Here is a 24,369-nt window from a genome sequence, read left to right on the forward strand (position 1 = left end):
CGTGAATCTCCTCCTCGTGCGACCGCGATCAGGCGGTGTCGTCGTCGCGATAGATGCCGACCACCGGCGCTTCGCCGACGCGCGCATAGCCGCGGTACATCCCTTCGGTGTTGAACGGCATCGCGACGTTGCCGTGCGCGTCGACCGCGATGATCCCGCCGCGCCCGGCCAGGCGCGGCAGCTTGTTCATCACGACGTCGTGCGCGGCGTCGGCCAGCGATGCGCCGCGATAGGCGATCTGCGCGGCGACGTCGTGCGCGGTCGCGAGCCGGATGAACATCTCGCCGGTGCCCGTCGACGACACCGCGCAGGTCGCATCGTCCGCGTAGCAGCCCGCGCCGACGATCGGCGAATCGCCGACGCGCCCCGGCTGCTTGTTCGTGATGCCGCCCGTCGACGTTGCCGCCGCGATGTGGCCGTGCCGGTCGCACGCGACCGCGCCGACCGTGCCGTGCTTGCGGTCCGGATCGAGCGGCTCGGCCGGCTGCGCCGATGCGCCGAACGTGAACGTCGCCGCATCGTGGTCGAGCATCGCACCCGCCGCCGCGCGCGCCTTGATCCATTGCGCGTGACGCGCTTCGGTGCCGAAATAGTCGGGCTCGACGAGTTCGAGCCCCTGCGCGGCCGCGAACGCATCGGCGCCCGCGCCGGCGAACATCACGTGTTCGCTCGCCTCCATCACGCGCCGCGCGGCGAGCACGGGATTGCGCACGCGAGTCGCGCAGCAGATCGCGCCGGCGCCGAGCGTCGCGCCATCCATCACCGCCGCGTCGAGTTCGTGCGTGCCGTCGGCCGTATAGACGGCGCCGCGCCCGGCGTTGAACAGCGGACAGTCCTCGAGCATCCGCACCGCGACGGTGACGGCGTCGAGCGCGCTGCCGCCGTCGGCCAGTACCTGCTGCGCCGCCGTCAGGATGGCGGTCAGTTCGGCACGGTAACGGCGCTCGGTGTCGGTATCCATCGCCTCGCGCAGGATCGTGCCTGCGCCGCCGTGAATCGCTACGATCGCGGATGAAGTCATGATTTTTTCGGACGGGGGGAAGAAGGGTTGGCGGCCGGCAGCGCCGCTTGCGGCTGCACGAGCCACGGCAGCAGGAATTCGGTCATCTCGACCGCGGATTTCGCGGAACGGTGCGTACGCAGCGCGACCGCATCGATCAGCGCCTCGATCATCGCGAGCACGGCCGCTTCCGACGTGGCCGCGAAACGCCGTTCGGCCTTGACGTACAGGTTCAGCGACGCGATCGGCGCAAGCGGCGACTGCGGGCCGTCGGAAATGCCCAGCACGCGCGCGCCGCGCGCCGCCGCACGGCGGGCCAGCTCGACGGTGTCCTTCACGTAGCGAGGAAACGCGAGCGCGATCACCAGATCGCGCGCGTCGGCCGTGTACAGGCGCCGCGCCGCGTGCGACGGGCCGCCGAGCAGCGCGAGCGACTGCACGTTGTCGTGACACGCGGACAGGCCGTGCTCCATCAGTCCGGAGAGAAACGCGCTCGACCCCGCGCCGAGGATCAGCACGCGCCGCGCGCCGACGATCGCCTCGACCGCCGCCTCGACATCGGCCGCGTCCAGTTGCGCGCGCGTGCTCTCGATGTTCGCGACGGCCTGGTCGAATACCGTGTCGATCCACGCGGCGCCGCGTACGCCGGGCTCCTGCTCCTGCGCCGAACGCAGCCGCTCGACCGGCCCGAGGGTCGCCTCGAAGCCGCGCACGAGCGCCGCGCGCATCGCCGGGTAGCCGTCGAAGCCGAGCGCCTTCGCGAAGCGGTTCGCGGTCGCGATCGACGCATTCACGGCCTGCGCGAGTTCGTCGATGCGCATCGTCGCCGCGCGGAACGGATTCGCGAGTACGAATTCGCCCATGCGGCGGTGAATCGGCGTCATCAACGGCATCGCCGCCGCGATCAGCTCGGCGATCGCGGGTTCGTCGTGACTGGCGTCGTGCGGTACGAGAGGCGTCATGCGAAGGGTGATTGCAAGATTGGTGAAAATGAATTTACACAATCCCGATCCCGAAAAGAAATAAATTTTCATCGGGATTGTTGCGCCTCCGCGCGCGCCCGCCGCTGGTCCGACGACCGCACAGCCCCGCCGCGCGGGCCTCCCGCTCGCTACCGCCGTGTTTCGCCGCACGCATCGCCCGCATCCGTCCCCGGGAAAACCCCGAGCAAGTTCGTTCGAATGCAAATTCACGTTGACCGGATTCGCATTCGAACATAGGATGTTCGAAAATGATCAGTTGTCCGATAACATTGCGATTCAATCAAGGCGAAATGTTCGCTTGAACGCCGTTTTTCCGACCAATCCCGGGGAAATGAGCGCGATTCAAGGTATGACATCGTACGAATAAAGCAACATTGGCCGTCCCGAACGGATGGCCGTCATGGATCGGGCCGGCGCCATGCGCCGGCCCTGCCCGACAGGAGACAGCAGTGAAGACAGTCAAGGCGTTGCGCTGGTGGATCATCGTGCTCGTATGTCTCGGCACGATCCTCAACTACCTCGCACGGAATTCCCTCGCGGTGCTCGCGCCCGAGCTGAAGCAGGTGTTCGCGATCTCGACGCAGCAGTATTCGTACATCGTCGGCGCGTTCCAGATCGGCTACACGATCATGCAGCCCGTCTGCGGCTTCATCGTCGACCTGATCGGGCTGCGGCTCGGGTTCGCGCTGTTCGCGATGCTGTGGTCGGTGGTCGGCGTCGCACACGGCTTCGCGTCGGGCTGGCTGTCGCTCGGCGTCCTGCGCGGCTTTCTGGGCCTGTTCGAGGCGGCCGCGATTCCGTCCGGGATGAAGGCCGTCGCCGAATGGTTTCCCGATCGCGAGAAATCCGTCGCGGTCGGCTACTTCAACGCCGGCACCTCGCTCGGCGCGGCGATCGCGCCGCCGCTCGTCGTGTTCCTGTCGATGCGCTTCGGCTGGCAGGCCGCGTTCATGGCCACCGGTGCGCTCGGCTTCGTGTGGGCCGCGCTCTGGTACACGCAATACCGGTCGCCCGCCGACCATCCGCGCATCACGCCGCAGGAACGCGCGCTGATCCGCGACGGCCAGGCGACGATGCCGCCCGTGTCGGCGCGCCGCATTCGCGACGTCGTCACCGCGCGGCGCTTCTGGGCCATCGCGCTGCCGCGCTTCTTCGCGGAACCCGCGTGGCAGACCTTCAGCTTCTGGATTCCGCTGTATCTCGCGACCGAGCGCCACATGGAGCTCAAGCAGATCGCGATCTTCGCGTGGATGCCGTTTCTCGCGGCCGACCTCGGCGGCATCGCGGGCGGCTACCTGTCGCCGTATCTGGCGAAGCGCTTCCAGTTGCCGCTCGTGTGGTCGCGGGTCGCCGGCGTCGCGCTCGGCGCGGTGCTGATGCTCGGGCCCGCGACGATCGGGCTCGTGTCGTCGCCGTACACGGCCATCGCGCTGTTCTGCGTCGGCGGCTTCGCGCACCAGATGATCTCCGCGCTCGTCAACACGCTGTCCGCCGACGTGTTCGACCCCGAGGAGGTCGGCACCGCGAGCGGCTTCGCCGGAATGGCCGCGTGGATCGGCGGGCTCGGCTTCTCGCTGCTGGTCGGCGCGCTCGCCGACAAGATCGGTTACGCACCGCTGTTCGCGTGCCTCGGCCTGTTCGACCTCATCGGCGTCACGCTGCTCGCCGTGCTGATCCGCGGACAATCGAAGCAGGAACGCCTGCTCGCACGGCATGCCTGACCCTCGTCCTCACCAGGAATCGCATTCATGACCTCGCTTCTTCATCCTCCCGTGTTCCGCGTCGCCGGCCGGCACGCGAACCGCGTGCTGCTCGCGTCCGATGCGGGCGCCACCCTCGATATCTTCGTCCTCGAAGACGACATCGTGCGGGTGCGCGTGCTGCCCGACGCGACGGCGCGCAACCCGCGCACCTGGACGATCGCGCCGGGCCTCGACGACGTGCCGCTCGACGGTCGCGACCGCCTCGACCTGGACGGCTTCGCGCTGCCCGCGTACGCATTCTCGGAAGACGACGACGCCCTGTACCTCGAGACCGCGCAGATCCGGCTCGCGGTGCACCGGCAAGGCGGCCGCTGCACATGGTCGCTGCGCGGCGCGGACGGCGCGTGGCGCATCGCGCTCGCCGACCGCGCGACGCAGGCGTACAACTTCGGCTGGTGGGACGACCGTGCGTATCACTATGTGGCCCGCGAACGCGGCGACAAGGTGTTCGGCCTCGGCGAACGCGCGGGCGACCTCGACCGCACCGGCGCGCGCTTCGAGATGCGCAACATCGACGCGATGGGCTACAGCGCGAAGCACACCGACCCGCTGTACAAGCACATCCCGTTCTACATCACGTGGTCGCCCGACGCCTGCCAGGGGTTCGGGCTGTTCTACGACACGCTGTCCGACTGCACGTTCGACATGGGCCGCGAACTCGACAACTATCACGGCCCGTACCGCTACTTCGTCGCCGAGCACGGCGACCTCGACTACTACTTCATCGCGTCGCCCGATACGCCGCTCGCGGCCGCACGGCGCTTCACGTGGCTCACCGGGCGCCCCGCGCGCACGCCGAAATGGGGGCTCGGCTACTCGGGCTCGACGATGAGCTATACCGATGCGCCGGACGCGCAGCGGCAGATGAACCGCTTCGTCGAGCAGTGCGACGCGCACGACGTCCTGTGCGATTCGTTCCACCTGTCGTCGGGCTATACGTCGATCGGCGCGAAGCGCTACGTGTTCAACTGGAACCGCGACAAGTTTCCCGACGCGAAGGGTTTCGTGAAGCACTACCGCGACCACGGCATCCGCCTGTGCGCGAACATCAAGCCGTGCCTGCTGCGCGACCACCCCGCCTTCGACGACGCGGCGGCACGCGGGCTGCTGATCCGCTCGGCATCCGGCGAGCCCGCGTGGGTGCAGTTCTGGGACGAGGTGGGCGCCTACCTCGACTTCACGCAGCCGGACGCATACCGCTGGTGGCGCGAACAGGTCACGTCGGCGCTGCTCGAATACGGGATCGAGTCGACCTGGAACGACAACAACGAATACGAGATCTGGTCGCCCGACGCGATCGCGCACGGCTTCGGCCAGCCGTTCCCCGCGCGCGAGGCGAAGGTGCTGCAGACGATGCTGATGATGCGCGCGTCGCGCGACGCGCAGCGCGCGCATGCGCCGGCGCGGCGGCCGTTCCTCGTGTCCCGTTCCGGTGGCGCCGGCATGCAGCGTTACGTGCAGACCTGGTCCGGCGACAACTACACGTCGTGGGAAACGCTGCGCTACAACCTGAAGATGGGGCTCGGGCTCGCGCTGTCCGGCGTATCGAACACCGGGCACGACATCGGCGGGTTCTCCGGCCCCGCGCCTTCGCCCGAGCTGCTGTTGCGCTGGGTGCAGTTCGGCATCTTCATGCCGCGCTTCAGCATTCACTCGTGGAACGACGACGGCACCGTCAACGAACCGTGGATGTATCCGGAGATCGCCGCGCAGGTTGCGTCGCTGATCAAGCAGCGCTACCGGCTGCTGCCCTACCTCTATCACCTGCTGTGGCTGTCGACGACCCGCTACGAGCCGGTGTTGCGGCCGACCTTCGCCGATTTCCCCCGCGACGCGCGCTGCCACGATGCGTGCGACGACATGATGCTCGGCGACGCGCTGCTCGTCGCGCCGGTCGTCGAGCCCGGCCAGACGGCGCGCGAGGTCTACCTGCCGTCGGGCGCGCGCTGGATGTGCTGCACGAGCGCGCAGTCGTTCGACGGCGGCACGCACGTGACGCTGCCGGCGCCGCTCGATTCGCCGGTGATGCTGCTGCGCGAGGGCCGCGCACTGCCGCTGAACGTCGCGGCGCAGCATTTCGGCGCGCGCGCCGACACGCGCGGCTTCCTCGTCGCGCCGCGCCTGGAGGACGGCGTCGCGTACGGCGAATGCGTCGAGGACGACGGCGAAACGGAAGCATGGCGCGACGGCGAATACGGGCTGTGGCGCATCGAGACCGGACGCGAGGCGTCGGGCGCGCTCGGCGTGTCGGTGCGCTGGGACGGCCGCCCGGGCCGCCCGGCCGACCGTATCGAGATCCTGCTGCCCGCGTCGCTGCAAGGCCCGCTCGCCGTGCGCGGCGCGCGCGTCGAACAGGATGCGCGGGACGGCGCCTGGCGCCGCCTCGTCGTCGCGTTCGAACGCCCGACCGCGTAAGCCCGGCGAGGCGGGGCGTTCGCGCGGCCCGCCTCGCACTTCAGAGGAGGCGATTCAGCCTCCCGCCCCGTTGCAAAGATGAAAAGATCTGGAGATCGACAATGAAAGTGAAAGCCCCCGTCAACCGTTATGTAATCCTTATTTTATCGGCCGCTTCGTTCGGCACGACCACCGCCCACGCGCAGAGCAGCGTGACGCTGTACGGCGTCGTCGACGATTCGCTCGCTTACGTGAACAACCAGCAGGGCCATTCGAACATCTACATGCGCGACGGCAACCTGTATGCGTCGAAGTTCGGGCTGCGCGGCGACGAGGATCTCGGCGGCGGCACGCATGCGATCTTCGATCTGCAGTCCGGCTTCAACCTGAACAGCGGCGCGCAGTCCGCCGCCGGCACGATCTTCAATCGCGAAGCCTTCGTCGGCTTGCGCAACGATCGCTACGGCACGATGACCGCCGGCCGCCAGTACACGCCCTACTTCCTGCTCGTCGGCCCGTACGCGTCGAGCAGCTGGCTGACCGGCGCGACGGGCGCGCATCCGGGCGACATCGACGGCCTCGACACGACGACTCGCGTGAACAATTCGGTTACCTATACGTCGCCGACCTTCGCCGGCCTGACCGGGAGCGCGATGTACGCATTCGGCGGCATTGCCGGCGCAACCGGCAAGGGCAACACGTTCAGCGCCGCGCTGCGCTACGCGAACGGGCCGATCGGCGTCGCGGCCGGCTACCTGCGCATCAACAGCTCGGGCTCATCGGCCGGCTTCCTGAATCCGGCGACCGCCGCGTCGGGCAGCTTCGCGGTGTCCGTGCTGAACCAGGGCTACCTGACCGCGAAAGCCGTCGAGCAGTTCGCGACGGCCGGCAACTACACGCTCGGCAACCTGACGATGGGCCTCAACTATTCGAACGTGAAATACCTGCCCGGCAACGGCTCCGCATTCACCGACACCGCCGTGTTCAACACTTACGGCGCGCTCGCCGCGTACCGCTTCACGCCGGCGTTCTCGGTGGCCGGCGCGTTCTCGTATACGCTCGCGTCGAAGGCGAACGGCATCGACAACGCGGCCCGCTACCAGCAGTATTCGCTGAAGGAGTCCTACAGCCTGTCCAAGCGCACGACGCTTTACGCGTTGCAGGCCTACACCCATTCGAGCGGGCAGACCCTCGGCGCGCAAGGCGCGGGACAAATCGTCGACGCAGCGCCGATCGTCGGCGATTCGCAGCAGCTCACGCCTTCGACGACACACGGCCAGTTCGTCGGCATGGCCGGGATCGCCGTCACGTTCTGAACCCGCGCGGCGGCGCTTTCGGCGCGCCGCACCCGCCCCGGACGACACGCATTTCACGCATGCCGCGCGCGTCGTCCGGGCTTCCCGCGCATGGCCGTCGCGCCATCCTCCGCACGCGCTCCGCACGCCCGGCGAGACGTGCGGGTTTTCTCGATCTCCTCAATACCTTACAATTCGTCAGGTTCTTCCCTGCTGCATGCCCCTTTTTGCAGTCCTGACACCGCGGTACACTCGACGCACGCCGTATCAGGGTCCGACGCGCGACACGCGCGCCGGGCGGCGTCGCGCCTCGTTGCGCCCACAACTGGATGCCAGCCATGCCAGATCCCCGCCCCTCGCCCCGCACGACATTCAAGCCGCAGGTCGTCCTGCCCGCGCTCGCGGTCATCGGCGCGCTGCTCGTCGTGTGCGCGCTGCGCCCGAGCGAAGCCGGCGCGCTGTTCTCCGCCGGCCAGCAATGGGTCATCGCGCACTTCGACTGGTTCTACGTGCTCGCCGTCACCGGCTTCCTCGTGTTTCTCGTGCTGATCGCCGCGAGCGGCTTCGGCAACATCCGGCTCGGCCCCGACGACGCCGAGCCCGAATTCAGCTTCGTGTCGTGGACGGCCATGCTGTTCGCGGCCGGCATGGGCATCGGCCTCATGTACTTCGGCGTCGGCGAGCCGATGCAGCATTTCCTGAAGCCGCCGACCGTCGACCCCGGCACGCCCGCCGCCGCCCGCGAGGCGATGCTGATGACCTTCTTCCACTGGGGTTTCCATGCGTGGGCGATCTACGGGCTGATGGGGCTCGTGCTCGCGTACTTCGGGTTCCGCTACAACCTGCCGCTCACGCTGCGCTCCGGGCTGTATCCGGTGCTGCGCGAGCGCATCAACGGCTGGATCGGCCACACGGTCGACGCGTTCGCGCTGGTCGGCACGGTTGCCGGCATCGCGACGACGCTCGGCTACGGCGTGATGCAGCTGAGCGCCGGCCTGCATACGGTCGCCGGCTGGGATACGACCGGCAACGTGTTCCGCATCGGGCTCGTCGCGGTCGTCGTGATCCTCGCGGGCGTGTCTGCCGCCACCGGCCTCGACAAGGGCGTGCGGCGGCTGTCCGAACTGAACCTGCTGCTCGCGTTCCTGCTGCTCGCCTTCGTGGTCTTCGCCGGCCCGACCGCCTTCCTGCTGCGCGCGCTCGGCGACAACATCGGCCAGTACCTGTCGAGCCTCGTCGACCTGTCGTTCCGCACCTACGCCTACGCGCCGCCGCGCGAGGAAGGCTGGTTCGGCGGCTGGACGATCCTCTACTGGGCGTGGTGGATATCGTGGTCGCCGTTCGTCGGCATGTTCATCGCGCGCATCTCGCGCGGCCGCACGATCCGCGAGTTCGTGATCGGCGTGCTGCTCGTGCCGACCGCGTTCAACCTCGTGTGGATGACCGTGTTCGGCAACAGCGCCATCTGGCTCGATACGCACGGCGCGGCCGGCGCGCTCGCACAAACAGCCACCAACGTCGACGCGCTGCTGTTCCGCTTCTTCGATTTCCTGCCGCTGCCGCAATTGCTGTCGATCGTCGCGATCGTGCTGATCGCCGTGTTCTTCGTCACGTCCGCCGATTCGGGCGCGTTCGTGATCGACCAGATCGCGACGCGCGGCAACGCGCACTCGCCCGTGTGGCAACGGCTGTTCTGGGCCGCGCTGCTCGGCGTGACGGCCGCGGTGCTGCTCGTCGCCGGCGGGCTTGGCGCGTTGCAGGCGATGACGCTGATCGCCGCGCTGCCGGTCGCGATCATCATGCTCGCGCTCTGCTACGGGCTGTGGCGCGGGCTCGCGGCCGACCGCGCGCACTATTCGCAGGACGTCGCGCCCGCGACGAGTTTCTGGACCGGCCAGCACTGGCGCCATCGCCTGACGCACATCCTGCGGCAGACGACCGAGGCCGAGGCGCGCCAGTTCGTCGCCGACACGGTCGAGCCCGCGCTGCGCAAGGTTGCCGACGAACTGCGCGCGAGCGGCGTCGATGCGAACGTGCAGCGCGACAGCGACGACGCCGTACGGCTCACCGTGCCGACCGCCGAACACCGCGATTTCGTCTACGGCGTGCGCGTGACGGTGAAGTCCGCCGCCGCATTTCTCGTGCGCGAAGCGGCCGAGCCCGATGCGGCGCGGGCACACGTGTACGGGATCGTCACGTTCTTCGAGGACGGGCGGCTCGGCTACGACGTCGAATACCTGCGCGGCGACGAAGTGATCGCCGATGTGCTGCGCCAGTACGAACGCTACGTGTCGCTCGCGGCCGACAAGCGCACGCATCTGCTGAGCCGCGCGCCGGGGCATGCGACGGAGGCCGAATGAGCCTGCGTGCCGCGTCGAGCGGGCCGCGGCGGTCCGCCACGCCCGACGGGGCCGCGCGATGAACGGGCTCCTGCAAAGCCGGGCCTCCGACGTCATCGCGCTCGGCACGCTCGCCGTGCTCTATCTCGGCGGAGTCGGCATCGCGTTGTGGCGGATCCGCGCGGCGGCGCCGCGCGGCAAGGCCTACTGGATCGTCTGCGCCGCGCTGCTCGCCGGCGGGGCCGTCGCGATCGGCCTCAACCTGTCGCCGAAACCGGGCAGCAACGAAATGCCGTCCGGCTTCGCGTTCGGCACCGAAGCCGTCCTGCTCGGCCTCGTGCTGGTTGCCGCAGGTTGCGCGTGGCTGATGCTGCGCGCGCGGCAACGCTGACGCCCATGCGGCGCGCCGCCCGGCGTCATCCCGCCCGAACGGCAGCGCACGAGCCGCCCGCTCCCCGACCTCCTGCCCGGTCGCCACGCGTTACACGGAGGGCGCGCGCGCCGTGACGAGCCAGCACGCCGCGTCGAAGCGCGCCTGGCCGCCGTCCACATAGCGCTCGAACGCGGCACGCACGGTGTCGACCACGCGCCGCCGCGTCGCGTCGTCCGCCTCCAGCAGTGCGAGCCCGACCGGCCCCAGCCGCGCGAAGTAGTCGTTCAGCGCGGGCTCGGGCAGCGCGCAAGCCAGGTCGACCGGCTCGATCGCGGTGTCGGCCCAGCCGCTGTCCGACAGCACCGACGCGATCCGCTGCCGGTCGCCGAACCCGAACTGCCCCGGCGCGCCGGGCCGCCGCGCGGGCAGGTTCGGCAGCAACGGTGCGGCGGCCCGCTCGGCAGTCGTCATGAACGGGTTGTCGGCCGCGCTGCGCCATGCGATGAACCGCAACTGCGCATTCGGCCGCGCCGCCCGCCGCAGGTTCGCGAAGGCCCGGACCGGATCGTCGAAGAACATCACGCCAAGCCGCGACACGATCAGGTCGACGCTCTCGGGCTCGAACGCATGCGTCTGCACGTCCGCGCACACGAAACGGGGGCCCGGGCCGCTGCGTTCGACACGCGCCCGCGCCGCGTCGATCATCCTGGCCGAGATATCGATACCCGTGCATTGAGCATCCGCGCCGAGCCGGCGCGCGATGGCGAGCGTCACCCCGCCCGTGCCGCAACCGACATCGAGCACGCTGCGCGCGAACGACGCGGCCGCCGCATCCGCGAGCAGCCGCTCCAGCGGCTCGAACATCCGGTCGATCGTTGCCTGCGTATCGACCCACGCGCGCCCCGACGGGCCGTTCCACAGCGCGGATTGTTCATCGTTCGGCCGACTGGTTTCCATCGTCGATCTCCTTCCGGTTCGTTGATCATGCACCGCACTGTGCTACTTCAAGCCGGCTTGAGGTCAAGGCCTCGATTGCGATCCGCCGCCGCGAGGCGCAGCGCGCCGAGATCCAGGCGCACCGTCATTTCATATTTCTTACATTCGCGTTGCGTATCGTTGACGACTTTCCTACGGTGCCCCACCCCAATGCGACGACTCCTCCCGCGCGCGCTGCTCGTGCGCTGCGCCCCCCTTGTTGCGCTTGCCGCGCTGGCCGCGTGCTCGAACCACATCGATTCGCCGGCCGACCCGGCCAGTGCGTCGGCCAACGTCCAGGCCGCGTGGGTCGAGATCGGCGACACGAACCAGGCGATCGCGCGCGTCATCACGAACTACACGCCCGCGTCGGCCGGCGATCCGCCGTGCCCGCAGCTTGCCGTCGACGGCAAGCTGTCGCGCATGACGCTGCGCTCGGGCGCCTCGAGCGTCGCGCAGCGGCCGACCGCCAGCGATCCGTCCGACTCGAAGCCGTCGAGTTTCCCGGTGTCCGTCTGCGAAGCGACGCTGCCGGCCGGCGCACAGGCCGCAAGCGTCGCGGGCCGTACGCTGCCGCTGCCGAAGGCGCAGCCGCAGCGCATCGCGATCATCGCCGACACGGGCTGCCGGATGAAGAAGGCGGACAACGCATGGCAGGCGTGCAACGACGCGACGGTCTGGCCGTTCGACACGATCGCGGCGAGCGTCGCGAAGCTGTCGCCCGACCTGGTGATGCACATCGGCGACTACCACTATCGCGAGAACGCGTGCCCGCCGGACATCGCCGGCTGCAAGGACAGCCCGTGGGGCTACGGCTGGGATACGTGGCAGGCCGACCTGTTCCGCCCGGCCGCGCCGCTGCTCGCGAAGGCGCCGTGGATCGTCGTGCGCGGCAACCACGAGGAATGCGCGCGGGCGGGCCAGGGCTGGTTCCGTTTCCTCGATCCGCGCCCGTATTCCGCCGCACGCTCGTGCGACGATCCGGCCAACGACAACAACGCGAACTATTCGGAACCCTATGCGGTATCGCTCGGCGGCGGCTCGCAGGTGATCGTGTTCGACACCGCCAAGGTCGGCCGCACGCCGCTCAAGACGACCGACGCGCAATTCGGCATTTACCAGAAGCAGTTCCAGACGGTCGCCTCGCTCGCGTCGAAGGGCGGCATGACGACGACGATCTTCACGAACCATCACCCGATCCTGGCGTTCGCGCCGATCGCCGGCAGCACGCCCGCGCCGGGCAACCTCGCGCTGCAGTCGGTGATGTCGAGCCTCAACGCACAGGCGTACTACCCGCCCGGCGTGCACGTCGCGCTGCACGGGCACGTGCATGACTTCCAGGCGATCAACTTCTCGTCCGGGCACCCGGCGACGATCGTGTCCGGCAACGGCGGCGACAATCTCGACGTCGCGCTGCCCGACCCGTTTCCGGCCGGCCTGACGCCCGCGCCGGGCGCCGTGATCGAGCGGCTGTCGCACAACAACAGCTTCGGTTTCCTGATCATGGAACGTCGCGCCGCGCCGGCCACGGGCTGGGTGTTCCATGCGTATTCGGCGGCGGGCAAGCTGCTCGCGTCGTGCAACCAGTCGGGCACGACGCTCGCTTGCGACAAGACGGGGTTCATTGCACCGTGAACGACGAGGTTCGATGTGACGCCGGCCGTGCACGCGGCCGGCGAACGCGGCGCATGCTGGCCGCGGCCGCGCTTGCGGGCCTGACGCTCGCGGCCCGCGCCGCGCCGGCCGACACGGTGCTGCTTCCCGGCGCGCCGCCGTCGCGCGTCGTCGCCACGATCGGCAGCGGCACGCCGCAGGTCACGGGCAAGATCGATGCGGCGACCGCGCGCTTCGCGCCCGATCCGACGCTCGTCGCGCTCGGCCGGCGGATCTTCTTCGACCAGCGATTGTCCGAGCCGCGCGGCATGTCGTGCGCAGGCTGCCACGACCCGGGCCGCGCATTCGCGCCGACGCTGTCGGCCGCGTCGCTCGCGGGCCCCGGCGTACCGGAAGGCAGCCGGCACGGACGCTTCAGCCGGCGCAACGCGCCGTCGCTGCTCTATGTCCGCTACGTGCCGCGCCGCCACTTCTACCAGGACGACGATGCGCCCGCGCCGTCGCCGTTCGGCGGGCTGTTCAGCGACGGCCGCGCGGATACGCTCGCCGAACAGATCCGCGGGCCGCTGTTCGATCCTGACGAGATGAACAACCGGTCGCCGGCCGCGCTGCTGCGCAAGATCGACGCAACCGAACTCGCGCCCGATCTCGCCGCGCGCTTCGGCGCGCCGGTGCGGCGCGATCCCGAGCAACTGGTGCGGGCGCTCGGTCTGGCCGTCGAGGCCTACCTGCAGAGCGACGAGATGGCGCCGTTCACGTCGCGCTTCGACACGTTCCTGCGCACCCGCACGCCGCTCGCACCGGCCGAGATGCGCGGCCTTGCGCTGTTCCGGAATCCCGACAAGGGCAACTGCATGAGCTGCCACACGTTGTCGGAAACGTCGAGCCGCCCGGAACGCTCGCTCTTCACCGATTTCGGCTACGACGCGATCGCCGTGCCGCGCAACCGCGCGCTGCCGGCGAACCGCGATCCGCGCCATTTCGACAACGGGCTGTGCGACACCGCGCGGCGCCTGCGCTGGCCCGACCCGACGCAATGGTGCGGCTACCTGCGCACGCCGGGGCTGCGCAACGTCGCGCTCAAGCAGACGTTCATGCACAACGGCGTGTTCACGACGCTGCGCGACGCGGTCGCGTTCTACAACACGCGCTCGACCGATCCCGGCTTCTGGTATCACGGGGCCAGTACGTTCGACGACGTGCCCGCCGCCTATCGCGGCAACATCAACGTCAACTCGACGCCGATGAACCGCCGGCCCGGCACGCCGCCCGCGCTGACCGACGCGGAAATCGACGACATCGTCGCCTTCCTGGGCACGCTGACCGACGCGCGTCCCGCGGGTGCTGCCGCGCCGCCCGCCCCCGCCGCCCGGATCGCACGAACCGCCGCGCCGGCGCGCTGACCCTGGCCGAACGGCCAGCCGGATGCGCGCCTGCTTGCGGCTGTCGCGAACACTGGTTATATTTACAGTACTGTATTTATGAACAGTGAGGTGCGCGATGGAACATCTGGTCCGTATCGTCAACGAAACCGACCGCCAGGTACTGGCGTGGCTTCGCGCCCAGGTCGGCGATACCCGCGTCGAGCGCGCGGCTCGCCAGCTCGGGCATACGCGCAAGCCCTTTCCGTCCGCGGTATGCCGGTATCTGGGCATGAGCGCGCCGGCCACGCTGCTGCGCCAGGCCGAGCGGCCGCGCGCCGCACGCGATTTCTCGGTCGGCGATCGCTACCTGTCGCTGATCCGTCAGCACCTCGCCACACACTCGGCCAGTCGCTGAAGGCGTGGCGGCCGGCCGCCGCAAGGGTGCGGCGAGCCGGCGCCGCTCGCCAGTGCGCGTACCCGGCGGGCAGGTGTCGCCGCTATGCGGCCGCCGCGGCGTCGCGGATCAGGCGGCCGAGCGTCTCGAACGCCGCCTCGTGCCCGGCATCGAACACGCGCGTGCAGGCGAGCCGGATATAGCCGTCGAAGCGGTCGGAATTCGAGAAGATCGAACCGGGCGCGATCTTGATCCCGTGCGCCAGCGCGGCGTCGAACAGCGCATCGGAGCGCACGCCGTCCGGCAACGCGATCCAGAGCAGCATGCCGCCCGGCGGCTGGTTCAGCCGGGTTCCGGCCGGAAAATGGCGCGCAATCGCATCGATCGTGCCGTCGCGCTGCACGCGCAACTGTTCGCGAAACCTGCGCAGATGGCGATCGAACGCCCCCGAACCGACGAATTCGGCCGCCACGGCCTGCAGCAGCGCGGCATTGTGCCGGCTTTGCGCGAACTTCAGCATCCTCACGCGCGCATGCCAGCGCCCCGCGCTCATCCAGCCGAGCCGCATCCCGGGCGCCAGCACCTTGTTGAACGACGGGCAGTAGATCACCGTGCCGTCCCGGTCCCACGCCTTGACCGGCTTGACCGTCTGCTGCGCCTCCACGAGTTCGCGATAAGGCTCGTCCTCGATCACGGCCACGCCGTGGCGCGAGCACAGCGAGACGAGCGCGGCCTTGCGCGCATCGGGCATCACGCAGCCGAGCGGGTTCTGCAGGTTCGGCACGACGACCACGGCCCGAAGATCCGGATAGGCGGCCAGCGCCACTTCGAGCGCTTCGATCGACAGGCCGGTCGTCGGGCTGGCCGGGATTTCGAGCGCGCGCAGGCCGAGGCTTTCGAGCAACTGGATCAAGCCGAAGAAAGCCGGCGATTCGATCGCGATCGTGTCGCCGGGGCGCGCCACCGCGCGCAGCGCGAGATTCACCGCGTCGACGCCGCCGCTCGTCGACAGCACGTCGTCCGGCGTCACCGTCACGCCGTAGGACAACGCGCGCCTGGCCATCGCCTGCCGGAATTCGGGGGAGCCGCCGACGGGCCCTGCATCCGTCAGCAGCGTCGGCTTGCGTCGCAGCAGCCGGATCGCCAGCGCCTGCAGGCGCTCGGCCGGATACAGCGAGGCCAGCGCGGACGCGCCACCGAGATTCAACGCATCGGTCGCCGCGTTCGCGCGATCGATCACGCGGGACACACGCTCGTGCAGGCCCGCAAACGGCGGCTCGACGCTCAGCGGCGGCACCTCGCTTTCCGGCAATGTGTCGAGCACGGCCGCCGCGCGGCGCCGCACGAAGTAGCCGGAACGCGGCTTCGCCTCGCACCAGCCCGTATCCTCGAGCCGCCGAAACGCCTGGATCGCGGTCGACAGGCTCACGCCGTGCCGTGCCATGAACGCGCGCACCGACGGCATCCGGTCGCCGGGCGACAGCGTGCCGGCCGCAATGATGCGGCGGTAGTGCTCGGCGAGCCGCTCGTACAGCGGTTCGCCGTCCATCGGCAACGGCGGCCGGCACGGGTCGGTAAAAGACGTCATGCAGGCGATCGTGCCCGCGTGGCCGAAGGCACGCCAGATACAGATTCCGGGGAAACCCGCCGATACAGCAGCGCAAATTCGTCGCCTGCACCGGAACAGATTCCCGTCCCCTGAATCTGTCGAGCCGGCGGCCGTTTCCCTAACCTGATTGCACGCCGTCGCCTCGCCGTCGCGGGGCCGCACAACCGGGAAAGGGAATCGCCATGCAGACACGACACGTCCGGCTCGACGCCGGACAAAGCCACTTCGCGTGGTTCGACAAGGGCAGCCGGGTGATCGTGCTGGACGGCGCGCTCGCGGTCACGTTGCGTCACGGCGGGCTCGACTGGCTGCCCGATGCGCCGCAGTCCGTTCGCCGCCTGCTCGACGAAGGCGAGTGCCTGACGTTCGAAACGGCCGGCCACGCGATGCTGTCGGCCGGCGGCGCCGGTGCGGTCAGCACGGCGGTCGTCGAGCCGGGCAGCCGGCCCGGCGTGCTCGCGGCGTGGCGCGCGATCCTGGGCCGCCTCTCCGGGCGGGTGCGCGGCGGCCACCGTGCGCACGAACCTTCCTGATCGTACGACTGGCGGCTCTCCGCCGGTCACGTCAGCCTGACGTCGCCTCGTCCGGCGCAACGCCGGTGCGAACCGGTCCGACGGTGCCGTTGCGGATCGTCCGGCTCCACCGCCGCTCCCTCCCCGGTCCGCTCGGCCGTCGCCTCAGCGCGCGCGCCGCCGACGCTCGGCCCACTCGAATATCGCCATCCCCACCAGCATCGCGGCGACGAACCCGATCCCCTTGCTCACTCCGAAGCCGATCGACACGATCGCGGGCCCGGGGCAGAACCCGGCGATGCCCCAGCCGATGCCGAACGCCGCACTGCCGGCCACCAGCCGCACAGTGATCGCCCGCCGCGCCGGCAACTGCATCGGCAGGCCGAGCCACGACCGCGTCCGGCGTTTCGCCCATGCGAACGCGAGCACGGCCACACCTGTCGCGCCGGCCATCACGAACGCGAGCGACGGATCCCAGCGGCCCGCCAGGTCGAGAAAGCCGAGCACCTTCTGCGGATTGGCCATGCCCGACACGACGAGGCCGACGCCGAACAGCAGCCCCGCCAGAAACGCGAATCCTGCCTGCATCGGTCAGCCCCCCAGCACGTGCCGCCGCACGAATACGGTCACGAAACCCGCAACCATGAAGATCGCCGTCGCGACCACCGAGCGCAACGCACCGCGCGACATCCCGCACACGCCGTGGCCGCTCGTGCATCCGCCCGCGTACCGCGTGCCGATCCCGACCAGCAGCCCCGCGGCCAGCACGTCGGGCCAGCCGGCATCAACCTGCGGCATCGGCCCGGCCCCGGCGACGCGCATCGCCAGCGGCGCGACGATCAGCCCGGCGACGAACGCGGCGCGCCAGCCGCGCTCGCCGACGGCCGCCGTGAGCAGCCCGCCGACGATGCCGCTGATACCGGCGATGCGGCCGTTGAACGCGACAAGCCAGGCGACAGCCAGCCCGATCAGCACGCCGCCGGCCAGCGACGGCCACGGCGTGAAATGAAGCGCATCAACGTGCATCGCGGGTCTCCTGCGCGGCCGGGCCGCGGAACTGTTCGTACAGTACGCCCATCACCGCGATCGCGGCCGGACTGTCGAGCGAATGGTGGATGTTCTTGCCCTCGCGGCGCGTACGGACCAGCGCGTGGTCGCGCCACACGCCGAGTGGCTGCGACAGCGTCGGCTGGCGGATGTCCAGCCGCGTTTCGATGTCGCCGACACAGCGCTCGCCCCGCGACAGCTCGCGGCGCAACAGCAGCCGGTCGGGATTCGACAGCACCTCGAGGAACACGCAAGCCGATTCGGCGATCGCGCGCATCGTGTCCGGTTCGGGCAGCCCGGCGGGAAGATCGTCGTGCATTGGTGCAGGAATATATTTACGAATTCAATATTTTATCATTTTATATATTGTTGAGTTCGTCCGGTGGCCGTTCGCCACGTTATCCCCCGTCGCCGCTCAGGCCTGCTCGCCCGCGATCGCATCGCCGGCCGCCCCGCGCATCGCATCGGCGCGAACCACGCCCAGTGCCAGCACCGCGAGCGCCGCCATCGCACACGGCACCGCGACCGCGGCAAACGCGGCCGGCAGCGGCATGCCCGCGGCCAGCATCGCGCCGCCCGCCATCGATCCGACGACCGAGCCGCCGCGGCCGATGCCGTTCGCCCAGCTCACGCCGGTGGTCCGGCACTCGGTCGGATAGAACCCGGCCGACAGCGCGTTCGCGCCGACCTGCGAACCCGACACGCAGAAGCCCGCCGCGAACACGGCGAGCGCGGCGCCCCACGGCGAGGCGGCCAGTACGCCGATCGCCGCGACGAACAGGCCGGCCGCCGCATAGCTGCAGGCCAGCACGCGATGCGGATCGAAGCGGTCCATCAGCGCGCCGAGCACGATCGCGCCGAGCGTGCCGCCGACCTGGAACATCGCGGTCACGCGCGCGGCCGTCTGCAACGTCGCGCCGGTCGTGCGCAGCAGCGTCGGCAGCCAGCTCGACAGCAAGTAGATGACGAGCAGGCTCATGAAGAACGTGAGCCACAGCAGCAGCGTGCCGCGCAGCAGGTCGGCGCCGAACAGGCGGCCGAGCGGCGACCCCGCCGGCTTGCCGGCGGGCGCGACGAACGACGCGCGCGAAAGATGCGGATCGGGCGCGATGCGCGCGAGCATCGCCGCGATCCGCCCGCGGGCCGCCCCCGTGCCGACGAGATAGCGCACCGATTCCGGCAGCCGCCACGCGAGCACCGGCAGGAGCAGCAGCGGCGCGGCGCCGCCGACGACGAGCACCGCCCGCCAGCCGTGGTGCTCGATCAGCGACGCGGCCGCGAGCCCGCCGAGCGCGGAGCCGATCGTGAAGCCGCAGAACATCGTCGTCACGAGCAGCGAACGGCGTCGCGCCGGACAGTATTCGGAGGTCAGCGTGATCGCATTCGGCATCGCGCCGCCGAGCCCGAGCCCGGTCACGAAACGCCATGCGATCAGCTCCGTCAGGCCGCCGGCGCTCGCCGACGCGGCGCTCGCGATGCCGAAGCACGCCACGCACGCGAGCAGCAGGCGCTTGCGGCCGAACCGGTCGCCGAACGGCCCGAACACGAGCGCGCCGGCCATCAGCCCGGCGAGCCCCGCGCCGAACACCGGTGCGAGCCGCGCGGGCGACAGGCCCCATTCCGCGCGGATGACGGGGGCGATGAAACCGATCGACGCGGTATCGAACCCGTCGATCGCGACGATCAGAAAGCACAGCGCGACAATCGCGGCCTGAAACGGCGCAACGCGATGCCGGTCGATCCATTCGCTGACGTCGATGGACAGCGTATCGGCCATGATGGTGTCTCCTCCAGGCAGGCGGTCGCGCGTCATGGCGTTGACCTGCGCGCCGCCGGAATCGGGCCGCCTTGCCGCGTCACGCGGCGGGCGTCAGGCAATCTTCCGCACGCCAGCCATGCAGCCAGTCGAGCGCGTCGTAGAACTGCGTCTGCGTGCGGCCGACCCAGAGCCCGTTGCGGACCTGCCGCTCGACGCCCTTCGCGTGATAGATCCGCCCCATCTCGCGCGCCGAATACAGCACGCGCGCGGTGCGCGGAATCCGCACGCGCTCGTACAGCGCGAACGCGGCCTCGAAATCGCCGTCGGTCCGGGCGACGGCCGCGCCGAGCGTCACCGCGTCCTCGAGCGCCTGGCACGCGCCCTGCGCGATGTATTGCGTCATCGGATGCGCGGCGTCGCCGAGCACCGTCGCGCGGCCCGCGCTCCAGTATTCGACCGGATCGCGGTCGGCGGTCGCCCAGCGCTTCCACGACGTCGGCCGGTCGAGCATCTGTTTCGGCAGCGGATGGATGCCGTCGAAGTACGACAGCACTTCGTCCTTGCTGCCGTCGCGCACGCCCCAGGTCTCCTGCTCGCGGCTGTGGAACGTGACGACGAGGTTGTATTGCCGCCCGCCGCGCAGCGGGTAGTGAACGAGGTGGCAATGCGGGCCGGCCCATACGACGGGCGCGTTGATCCGCAGATCCTGCGGCATGTCGTCGACGTCGACCACCGCGCGATACACGACGTGGCCGGTCACGCGATGCGCGTCGCCGATCAGCGCGTGACGGATCGCGGATTTCACGCCGTCGCAGCCGATCACCGCGTCGGCCCGATAGCGTTCGCCGTGCTGGTCGATCACGGTCACGCCGTTGCCGTCCTGCTCGAAGCCGCACACCTGCGTGCTCGTCCGGAACTCGATCGACGGGTGATCCTTGACGGCCTCGTAGATCGACAGGTGAATGTCCGCGCGATGGATCACCGCATACGGATTGCCGAAGCGCTCGCGATACGCGGCGCCCGTATCGATGCAGGCGACCGCGCGCGCATCGAGCGCATCCATCAGTTGCAGCCGGTCGGTGAACACCGCGCGGCTACGCGCGGCCGCGCCGACGCCCAGCGCATCGAGCGCGTTGAATGCGTTCGCGGCAAGCTGGATCCCCGCGCCGATCTCGCCGATCTGCGCCGCCTGTTCGAGCAGCGTCACGCGAATGCCCTGGCGCGCGAGCGCCAGCGCCGCCGCGAGTCCGCCGATACCGCCGCCGATCACGAGTACGCGCCGGCCGTTGCTGTTTGTCTCGCTCATGTCTGTCTCCTGCTTCGTGTTACGCAACGTAATCCGGTTGCCGCTGCGGTTGCGCGGCCTCGAAGGCCGGCGCGCGCCGTGCGTGTTCATACACCGCGAGGCTGCGCGGGTACGCGCTCAGGTCGCAATCCATCCGCAATGCGTTCGCCATCTGCGGCACGAGGCAGACGTCGGCGAGTGTCGGCGTGTCGCCGAAGCACCACGGGCCCGTGTCCGCGCGCACGAGCAGCCGCTCGACACCGGCCATCCCTTCCGCGATCCAGTGCCGGTACCACGCGGCCTTCTGCTGCGGCGTGACGTTCAGCTCGTTGTCGAGATAGCGCAGCACGCGCAGGTTGTTGACGGGATGGATGTCGCAGGCAATCAGCGTCGCCAGCTCCAGCACGCGCGCCCGGCGCCGCGGTTCGAGCGGGATCAGCCGCGGTTCCGGATGGATCTGGTCGAGATAGTCGAGGATCGCGAGCGACTGGCCGAGACGGAATTCGCCGTCGGCCAGCGCCGGCACCAGTGCCGACGGGTTCACCCGCGCGACGTAATCGGCGTCGCGATGCTCGCCCGTGCGGATGTTCACGGGCAGCGCGTCGTACGCCAGCCCTTTCAGCGCGAGCGCGATTCTCACCCGATAGGATGTCGAACTATTGAAGAAGCCATGCAGTTGCACGATGTCACCTTTCACCGAAGTGCGTCAGACCACGCGCACGGTCAGTTCGCCGAGCCGCTCGACGCCGACCTTCATCACGTCGCCCGCGACCACCGCGCCGACGCCTTCTGGCGTGCCCGTGAAAATCACGTCGCCCGGCTCCAGGCGGAAGAACTTCGACAGGTCCGCGACCGTCTCCGCGACCGACCAGATCAGGTGCGACACGTCGCTCTGCTGCTTCGTCGCGCCGTTGACCGTCAGCCACAGGCCGCCCTGCACGAAATGGCCGACCTCGCCGGCGGGATGCACGGGCCCGATCGGCGCCGAACGGTCGAACGCCTTGCCGATCTCCCACGGCCGGCCCATCTCGCGCATCTTCATCTGCAGGTCGCGGCGCGTCATGTCGAGGCCGACCGCATAGCCCCACACGTGTTCGAGCGCGCGCTCGAGCGGGATGTCGGCGCCGCCCTTGCCGATCACCGCGACGAGTTCGGCCTCGTAGTGATAGTTCTGCGTCTGCGACGGATACGCGAGGTCGAGCGTTTCGCCGTACGCGACCGGCACGATCGAATCGGCCGGCTTGCAGAAGAAGAACGGCGGTTCGCGATCGGGATCGAAGCCCATTTCGCGCGCATGAGCCGCATAGTTGCGGCCGACGCAGTAGACGCGGCGCACCGCGAACCGGGCGTCGCTGCCGGCGACGGAAAGCGCCACGGGGGCTTCAGGCGGGAAAACGAAAGTCATGAACGGCTCCAGCATGGGGATGCATGAAAAGTCGCGCGCCGCCGCGGCGGCGCACGGAACACGGATCGTCGAAAGCGGCCGGCGTCAGTCGCGCGCTTCGCGCAGCAGGTTCAGCGCGGCGAGCACGGGCCGGTCGGAATAGCTGAACAGCACGCTGTCGGACGACGCCGACAGCCGCACGGGCGCCCACGACGGTGCGACGAAAATGTCGTGCGGCGCGAATTCGAACGCGTTTGCGCCGATGTGCGCGGTGCCGCCGCCCTCGACGACGCAGTAGATCGTCGCGTCGGTGCTGCGGTACGGGCGGCCGTCGAAGCCGGCAGGCAGGAACTGCATGAAGGTCGCGATCGTCGGCATCGGCCAGCCGCCCGTCGCGGGGTTGACGTAACGCAGCTTCACGCCGTCCCACGCATCGAGTTCGCCGTTCCGGTACAGCGCGTCGAGCGCTTCGCGGCTGCGCGCATACGGATAGCTGAACACCGGCGACGTCGGGTCGCTCGCGCGATGCCGCACCGGCACCATGTTGTGACCGAAACGCGCGAAGCTGTCGCCTTCGGGGCGATGCACCGGCTGCATGGCTTCCGGATAGTTCTCCGCGAAGCCGGCGTCGAGGCTCGCGACGAGCGGAATGTCGAGCCCGTCGAGCCACACGACCGGCTCGCCGCCCGCCTCCGCCGGCGGATTGCCGTGGTCGTGCCACGCCCACGACGGCGTGATGATGAAATCGCCCGGGTGCATCGTGGTGCGCTCGCCGTTGACGGCCGTCCACGCACCGCGCCCTTCCACGATGAAGCGCAGCGCCGATTGCGTATGCCGATGACTCGGCGCAATCTCGCCCGGCAGGATCAGCTGCAGCCCCGCATACAGGCTCGGCGTCATGCTCGACTTGCCGGGCAGCCCGGGGTTCTCCAGCACCAGCACGCGGCGCACGGCCTCTTCCGCGCTGATCACGCTGCCGGCCTGCATCACGAGATCGCGCACCTGCGCGTATTTCCAGATCGCCGCCTGCGCGGCCGGCTGCGGGGTTTTCGGCACGAGGTTGTGCAGCGATTCCCACAGCGGCGCCAGGCGTTGCCCGGCGATCCGGGCGTAATAGGCGGCGCGCGACGCGTCCGGACAGGTCGTCATGATGTCTCCTTGAAGTCGGCCGATCGGCGTCGGCGCTGTGTCTCTCGGGTCGGGGGCCGTACCGCGGCACATGAGTGGTTTTATATTCGACGCAGCCATACCCGGTAAAATGGTCAAATCATCTGATCCATATTGTTTTGGATATATCTACTGGCGACGAGGCATGCGATGGACTGGACCCACCGGCTGCGGCTGCGGCATCTGCAGGTACTGTTGAGCCTTGCCGGCACCGGCAACCTGAGCCAGTCGGCGATGGCGCTCGCGACCACGCAGCCCGCGCTGTCGAAATGGCTGAAGGAACTGGAGGAGGATGTCGGGCTGCCGCTGTTCGAGCGGCATGCGCGCGGCCTGCGGCCGACGCACTACGGCGAAGCGCTGATCGAGCACGCGCGCCGCGTCGCGGCACAGCTCGACGTCGCGCGCGACGACATGGCCGCGCTGCGCGAAGGCGGCAGCGGCCTCGTGACGATCGGCACCTCGGGCGTCGCGGCGGCCGACACGGTGCCGCTCGCCGTGTCGCAACTGCTGAAGCGGATGCCGCGCGCGCAGGTGCGGATGACCGAGAGCACGATGAACCTGCTGATGCCGCAGCTCGCGCACAGCGAACTGGACATCGTCGTGGGCCGTTCGGGCTCGACCTCCGTCGATCCGCTGCTGCACGCCGAAGCGCTGTACGTCGATCCGGTCGTGTTCGTCGCGCGGCCCGGCCACGCACTCGCCGGCGCGACGTCGGTGGGCTGGGACGACGTGCTCGCCTACCCGTGGATCGTCTGGCCGTCGGGCACGCCGGTACACAACGCGCTGGAGGCCGCGCTGACGGCCGCCGGCCGCGTACAGCCGCCGCACTGCGTCGAGTCGAACTCGTCGATCCTGAACCTCACGCTGCTGAACAACACCGACCTGCTAGGCGTCGCATCGCATCGTGCCGCGCGACGCTTCGCGCAACTGAACGCGATCCGGATCCTGCCGATGGCGCTCGAGGGCCAGGGCGCGGTGTCGATGTACTGGCACCCCGACAGCGCGAATCGCGCGGCCGTGGCCGCGACGATCGAGTGCCTGCGCGCGTGCGCCGCGCCGCAGGTGGGCGGCTGGGAGAAGACGACGACGGAATGACCGGCGCGGCCCGGCGC

Annotated in this window: 22 protein-coding genes; 10 read left to right on the forward strand and 12 right to left on the reverse strand. The window is 69.6% G+C overall.

Going from position 1 to position 24,369, the window contains the following annotated elements; genetic code table 11:
- Positions 1-28: 28 nt before the first annotated feature.
- On the reverse strand, positions 29-1,021 hold the full coding sequence (locus tag GQ57_RS00890; protein ID WP_031396827.1) for an isoaspartyl peptidase/L-asparaginase family protein: 993 nt from the start codon (positions 1,019-1,021) through the stop codon (positions 29-31).
- Entirely contained in the window at positions 1,018-1,962 is a 945-nt protein-coding gene (locus GQ57_RS00895; RefSeq protein WP_031396828.1) for a MurR/RpiR family transcriptional regulator, read from the reverse strand. The genes GQ57_RS00890 and GQ57_RS00895 overlap by 4 nt, the downstream gene beginning before the upstream one ends.
- Positions 1,963-2,432: 470 nt before the next feature.
- Here GQ57_RS00895 and GQ57_RS00900 point away from each other — a divergent pair, with 470 nt between their 5' ends.
- The 5 genes from GQ57_RS00900 (at position 2,433) to GQ57_RS00920 (ending at position 10,165) form a co-directional block, all read left to right on the forward strand.
- Positions 2,433-3,704, forward strand: coding sequence for an MFS transporter (locus tag GQ57_RS00900; RefSeq protein ID WP_031396829.1), 1,272 nt, complete (start codon positions 2,433-2,435; stop codon positions 3,702-3,704).
- 27 nt (positions 3,705-3,731) lie between these two features.
- Positions 3,732-6,161: a glycoside hydrolase family 31 protein gene (locus GQ57_RS00905; RefSeq protein WP_034196785.1), complete on the forward strand. Its 2,430-nt coding sequence runs from the start codon at positions 3,732-3,734 to the stop codon at positions 6,159-6,161.
- A 107-nt stretch (positions 6,162-6,268) separates the two neighbouring features.
- A complete protein-coding gene (locus GQ57_RS00910) occupies positions 6,269-7,456 on the forward strand; it encodes a porin (protein ID WP_081896554.1) in 1,188 nt (395 codons plus the stop codon).
- Positions 7,457-7,773: 317 nt separating this feature from the next.
- Positions 7,774-9,795, forward strand: coding sequence for a BCCT family transporter (locus tag GQ57_RS00915; protein WP_031396832.1), 2,022 nt, complete (start codon positions 7,774-7,776; stop codon positions 9,793-9,795).
- A gap of 58 nt (positions 9,796-9,853) precedes the next feature.
- Positions 9,854-10,165, forward strand: coding sequence for a hypothetical protein (locus GQ57_RS00920; RefSeq protein WP_031396833.1), 312 nt, complete (start codon positions 9,854-9,856; stop codon positions 10,163-10,165).
- A 90-nt stretch (positions 10,166-10,255) separates the two neighbouring features.
- On the opposite strand, the gene GQ57_RS00925 is transcribed toward GQ57_RS00920, so the two are convergent.
- A complete protein-coding gene (locus GQ57_RS00925; protein WP_034196787.1) occupies positions 10,256-11,104 on the reverse strand; it encodes a class I SAM-dependent methyltransferase in 849 nt (282 codons plus the stop codon).
- 189 nt (positions 11,105-11,293) lie between these two features.
- Here GQ57_RS00925 and GQ57_RS00930 point away from each other — a divergent pair, with 189 nt between their 5' ends.
- The 3 genes from GQ57_RS00930 (at position 11,294) to GQ57_RS00940 (ending at position 14,515) form a co-directional block, all read left to right on the forward strand.
- The gene (locus tag GQ57_RS00930; RefSeq protein WP_034196788.1) at positions 11,294-12,757 is read left to right on the forward strand and encodes a metallophosphoesterase family protein; all 1,464 of its coding nucleotides are present in this window, start codon (positions 11,294-11,296) and stop codon (positions 12,755-12,757) included.
- Positions 12,758-12,810: 53 nt separating this feature from the next.
- Positions 12,811-14,139, forward strand: coding sequence for a cytochrome-c peroxidase (locus GQ57_RS00935; RefSeq protein ID WP_081896549.1), 1,329 nt, complete (start codon positions 12,811-12,813; stop codon positions 14,137-14,139).
- A 97-nt stretch (positions 14,140-14,236) separates the two neighbouring features.
- Positions 14,237-14,515 (forward strand): hypothetical protein, encoded by a 279-nt coding sequence (locus GQ57_RS00940; RefSeq protein WP_031396917.1) that lies wholly within the window; start codon positions 14,237-14,239, stop codon positions 14,513-14,515.
- 82 nt (positions 14,516-14,597) lie between these two features.
- On the opposite strand, the gene GQ57_RS00945 is transcribed toward GQ57_RS00940, so the two are convergent.
- Positions 14,598-16,082 carry an aminotransferase-like domain-containing protein gene (locus GQ57_RS00945; protein ID WP_034196790.1) on the reverse strand — a complete coding sequence of 495 codons (1,485 nt, stop codon included), beginning with the start codon at positions 16,080-16,082 and terminating at the stop codon, positions 14,598-14,600.
- A gap of 203 nt (positions 16,083-16,285) precedes the next feature.
- Between GQ57_RS00945 and GQ57_RS00950 the strand changes: the two genes are divergently transcribed.
- Entirely contained in the window at positions 16,286-16,636 is a 351-nt protein-coding gene (locus GQ57_RS00950) for a hypothetical protein (RefSeq protein WP_031396919.1), read from the forward strand.
- Positions 16,637-16,780: 144 nt separating this feature from the next.
- On the opposite strand, the gene GQ57_RS00955 is transcribed toward GQ57_RS00950, so the two are convergent.
- From GQ57_RS00955 to gtdA, 8 genes are all read right to left on the reverse strand, one after another.
- Complete coding sequence (locus GQ57_RS00955; protein WP_031396920.1) at positions 16,781-17,203, reverse strand: DUF6691 family protein; 423 nt, start codon at positions 17,201-17,203, stop codon at positions 16,781-16,783.
- Between the two features lie 3 nt (positions 17,204-17,206).
- On the reverse strand, positions 17,207-17,641 hold the full coding sequence (locus tag GQ57_RS00960) for a YeeE/YedE family protein (protein ID WP_031396921.1): 435 nt from the start codon (positions 17,639-17,641) through the stop codon (positions 17,207-17,209).
- A complete protein-coding gene (locus GQ57_RS00965) occupies positions 17,631-17,981 on the reverse strand; it encodes an ArsR/SmtB family transcription factor (RefSeq protein WP_034196791.1) in 351 nt (116 codons plus the stop codon). Before GQ57_RS00965 ends, GQ57_RS00960 begins: the two co-directional genes overlap by 11 nt.
- Positions 17,982-18,077: 96 nt before the next feature.
- Entirely contained in the window at positions 18,078-19,439 is a 1,362-nt protein-coding gene (locus tag GQ57_RS00970) for an MFS transporter (protein ID WP_034196792.1), read from the reverse strand.
- A gap of 79 nt (positions 19,440-19,518) precedes the next feature.
- Positions 19,519-20,727 carry a 3-hydroxybenzoate 6-monooxygenase gene (locus GQ57_RS00975; RefSeq protein WP_034196793.1) on the reverse strand — a complete coding sequence of 403 codons (1,209 nt, stop codon included), beginning with the start codon at positions 20,725-20,727 and terminating at the stop codon, positions 19,519-19,521.
- 19 nt (positions 20,728-20,746) lie between these two features.
- On the reverse strand, positions 20,747-21,388 hold the full coding sequence (gene maiA, locus GQ57_RS00980) for a maleylacetoacetate isomerase (protein WP_034196794.1): 642 nt from the start codon (positions 21,386-21,388) through the stop codon (positions 20,747-20,749).
- Positions 21,389-21,412: 24 nt separating this feature from the next.
- Positions 21,413-22,111, reverse strand: a complete 699-nt coding sequence (locus GQ57_RS00985; RefSeq protein WP_034196854.1) for a fumarylacetoacetate hydrolase family protein — start codon at positions 22,109-22,111, stop codon at positions 21,413-21,415.
- 84 nt (positions 22,112-22,195) lie between these two features.
- On the reverse strand, positions 22,196-23,239 hold the full coding sequence (gene gtdA, locus GQ57_RS00990; protein WP_034196795.1) for a gentisate 1,2-dioxygenase: 1,044 nt from the start codon (positions 23,237-23,239) through the stop codon (positions 22,196-22,198).
- 168 nt (positions 23,240-23,407) lie between these two features.
- Between gtdA and GQ57_RS00995 the strand changes: the two genes are divergently transcribed.
- Positions 23,408-24,352: a LysR substrate-binding domain-containing protein gene (locus GQ57_RS00995; protein ID WP_031396928.1), complete on the forward strand. Its 945-nt coding sequence runs from the start codon at positions 23,408-23,410 to the stop codon at positions 24,350-24,352.
- Positions 24,353-24,369 lie beyond the last annotated feature (17 nt).

It is taken from the genome of Burkholderia sp. MSh2 (genome assembly GCF_000731655.1).
GTDB classification, from domain to species: Bacteria; Pseudomonadota; Gammaproteobacteria; order Burkholderiales; family Burkholderiaceae; genus Burkholderia; species Burkholderia paludis.

Bases quoted from the DNA above. Each gene is read 5' to 3' on its own strand.
- GQ57_RS00890 (WP_031396827.1), bottom strand. From the start codon at position 1,021: ATGACTTCATCCGCGATCGTAGCGATTCACGGCGGCGCAGGCACGATC.
- GQ57_RS00895 (WP_031396828.1), bottom strand. From the start codon at position 1,962: ATGACGCCTCTCGTACCGCACGACGCCAGTCACGACGAACCCGCGATC.
- GQ57_RS00905 (WP_034196785.1), top strand. From the start codon at position 3,732: ATGACCTCGCTTCTTCATCCTCCCGTGTTCCGCGTCGCCGGCCGGCAC.
- GQ57_RS00915 (WP_031396832.1), top strand. From the start codon at position 7,774: ATGCCAGATCCCCGCCCCTCGCCCCGCACGACATTCAAGCCGCAGGTC.
- GQ57_RS00920 (WP_031396833.1), top strand. From the start codon at position 9,854: ATGAACGGGCTCCTGCAAAGCCGGGCCTCCGACGTCATCGCGCTCGGC.
- GQ57_RS00925 (WP_034196787.1), bottom strand. From the start codon at position 11,104: ATGGAAACCAGTCGGCCGAACGATGAACAATCCGCGCTGTGGAACGGC.
- GQ57_RS00930 (WP_034196788.1), top strand. From the start codon at position 11,294: ATGCGACGACTCCTCCCGCGCGCGCTGCTCGTGCGCTGCGCCCCCCTT.
- GQ57_RS00935 (WP_081896549.1), top strand. From the start codon at position 12,811: ATGCTGGCCGCGGCCGCGCTTGCGGGCCTGACGCTCGCGGCCCGCGCC.
- GQ57_RS00940 (WP_031396917.1), top strand. From the start codon at position 14,237: ATGGAACATCTGGTCCGTATCGTCAACGAAACCGACCGCCAGGTACTG.
- GQ57_RS00945 (WP_034196790.1), bottom strand. From the start codon at position 16,082: ATGACGTCTTTTACCGACCCGTGCCGGCCGCCGTTGCCGATGGACGGC.
- GQ57_RS00950 (WP_031396919.1), top strand. From the start codon at position 16,286: ATGCAGACACGACACGTCCGGCTCGACGCCGGACAAAGCCACTTCGCG.
- GQ57_RS00955 (WP_031396920.1), bottom strand. From the start codon at position 17,203: ATGCAGGCAGGATTCGCGTTTCTGGCGGGGCTGCTGTTCGGCGTCGGC.
- GQ57_RS00960 (WP_031396921.1), bottom strand. From the start codon at position 17,641: ATGCACGTTGATGCGCTTCATTTCACGCCGTGGCCGTCGCTGGCCGGC.
- GQ57_RS00965 (WP_034196791.1), bottom strand. From the start codon at position 17,981: ATGCACGACGATCTTCCCGCCGGGCTGCCCGAACCGGACACGATGCGC.
- GQ57_RS00970 (WP_034196792.1), bottom strand. From the start codon at position 19,439: ATGGCCGATACGCTGTCCATCGACGTCAGCGAATGGATCGACCGGCAT.
- GQ57_RS00975 (WP_034196793.1), bottom strand. From the start codon at position 20,727: ATGAGCGAGACAAACAGCAACGGCCGGCGCGTACTCGTGATCGGCGGC.
- GQ57_RS00985 (WP_034196854.1), bottom strand. From the start codon at position 22,111: ATGACTTTCGTTTTCCCGCCTGAAGCCCCCGTGGCGCTTTCCGTCGCC.
- gtdA (WP_034196795.1), bottom strand. From the start codon at position 23,239: ATGACGACCTGTCCGGACGCGTCGCGCGCCGCCTATTACGCCCGGATC.
- GQ57_RS00995 (WP_031396928.1), top strand. From the start codon at position 23,408: ATGGACTGGACCCACCGGCTGCGGCTGCGGCATCTGCAGGTACTGTTG.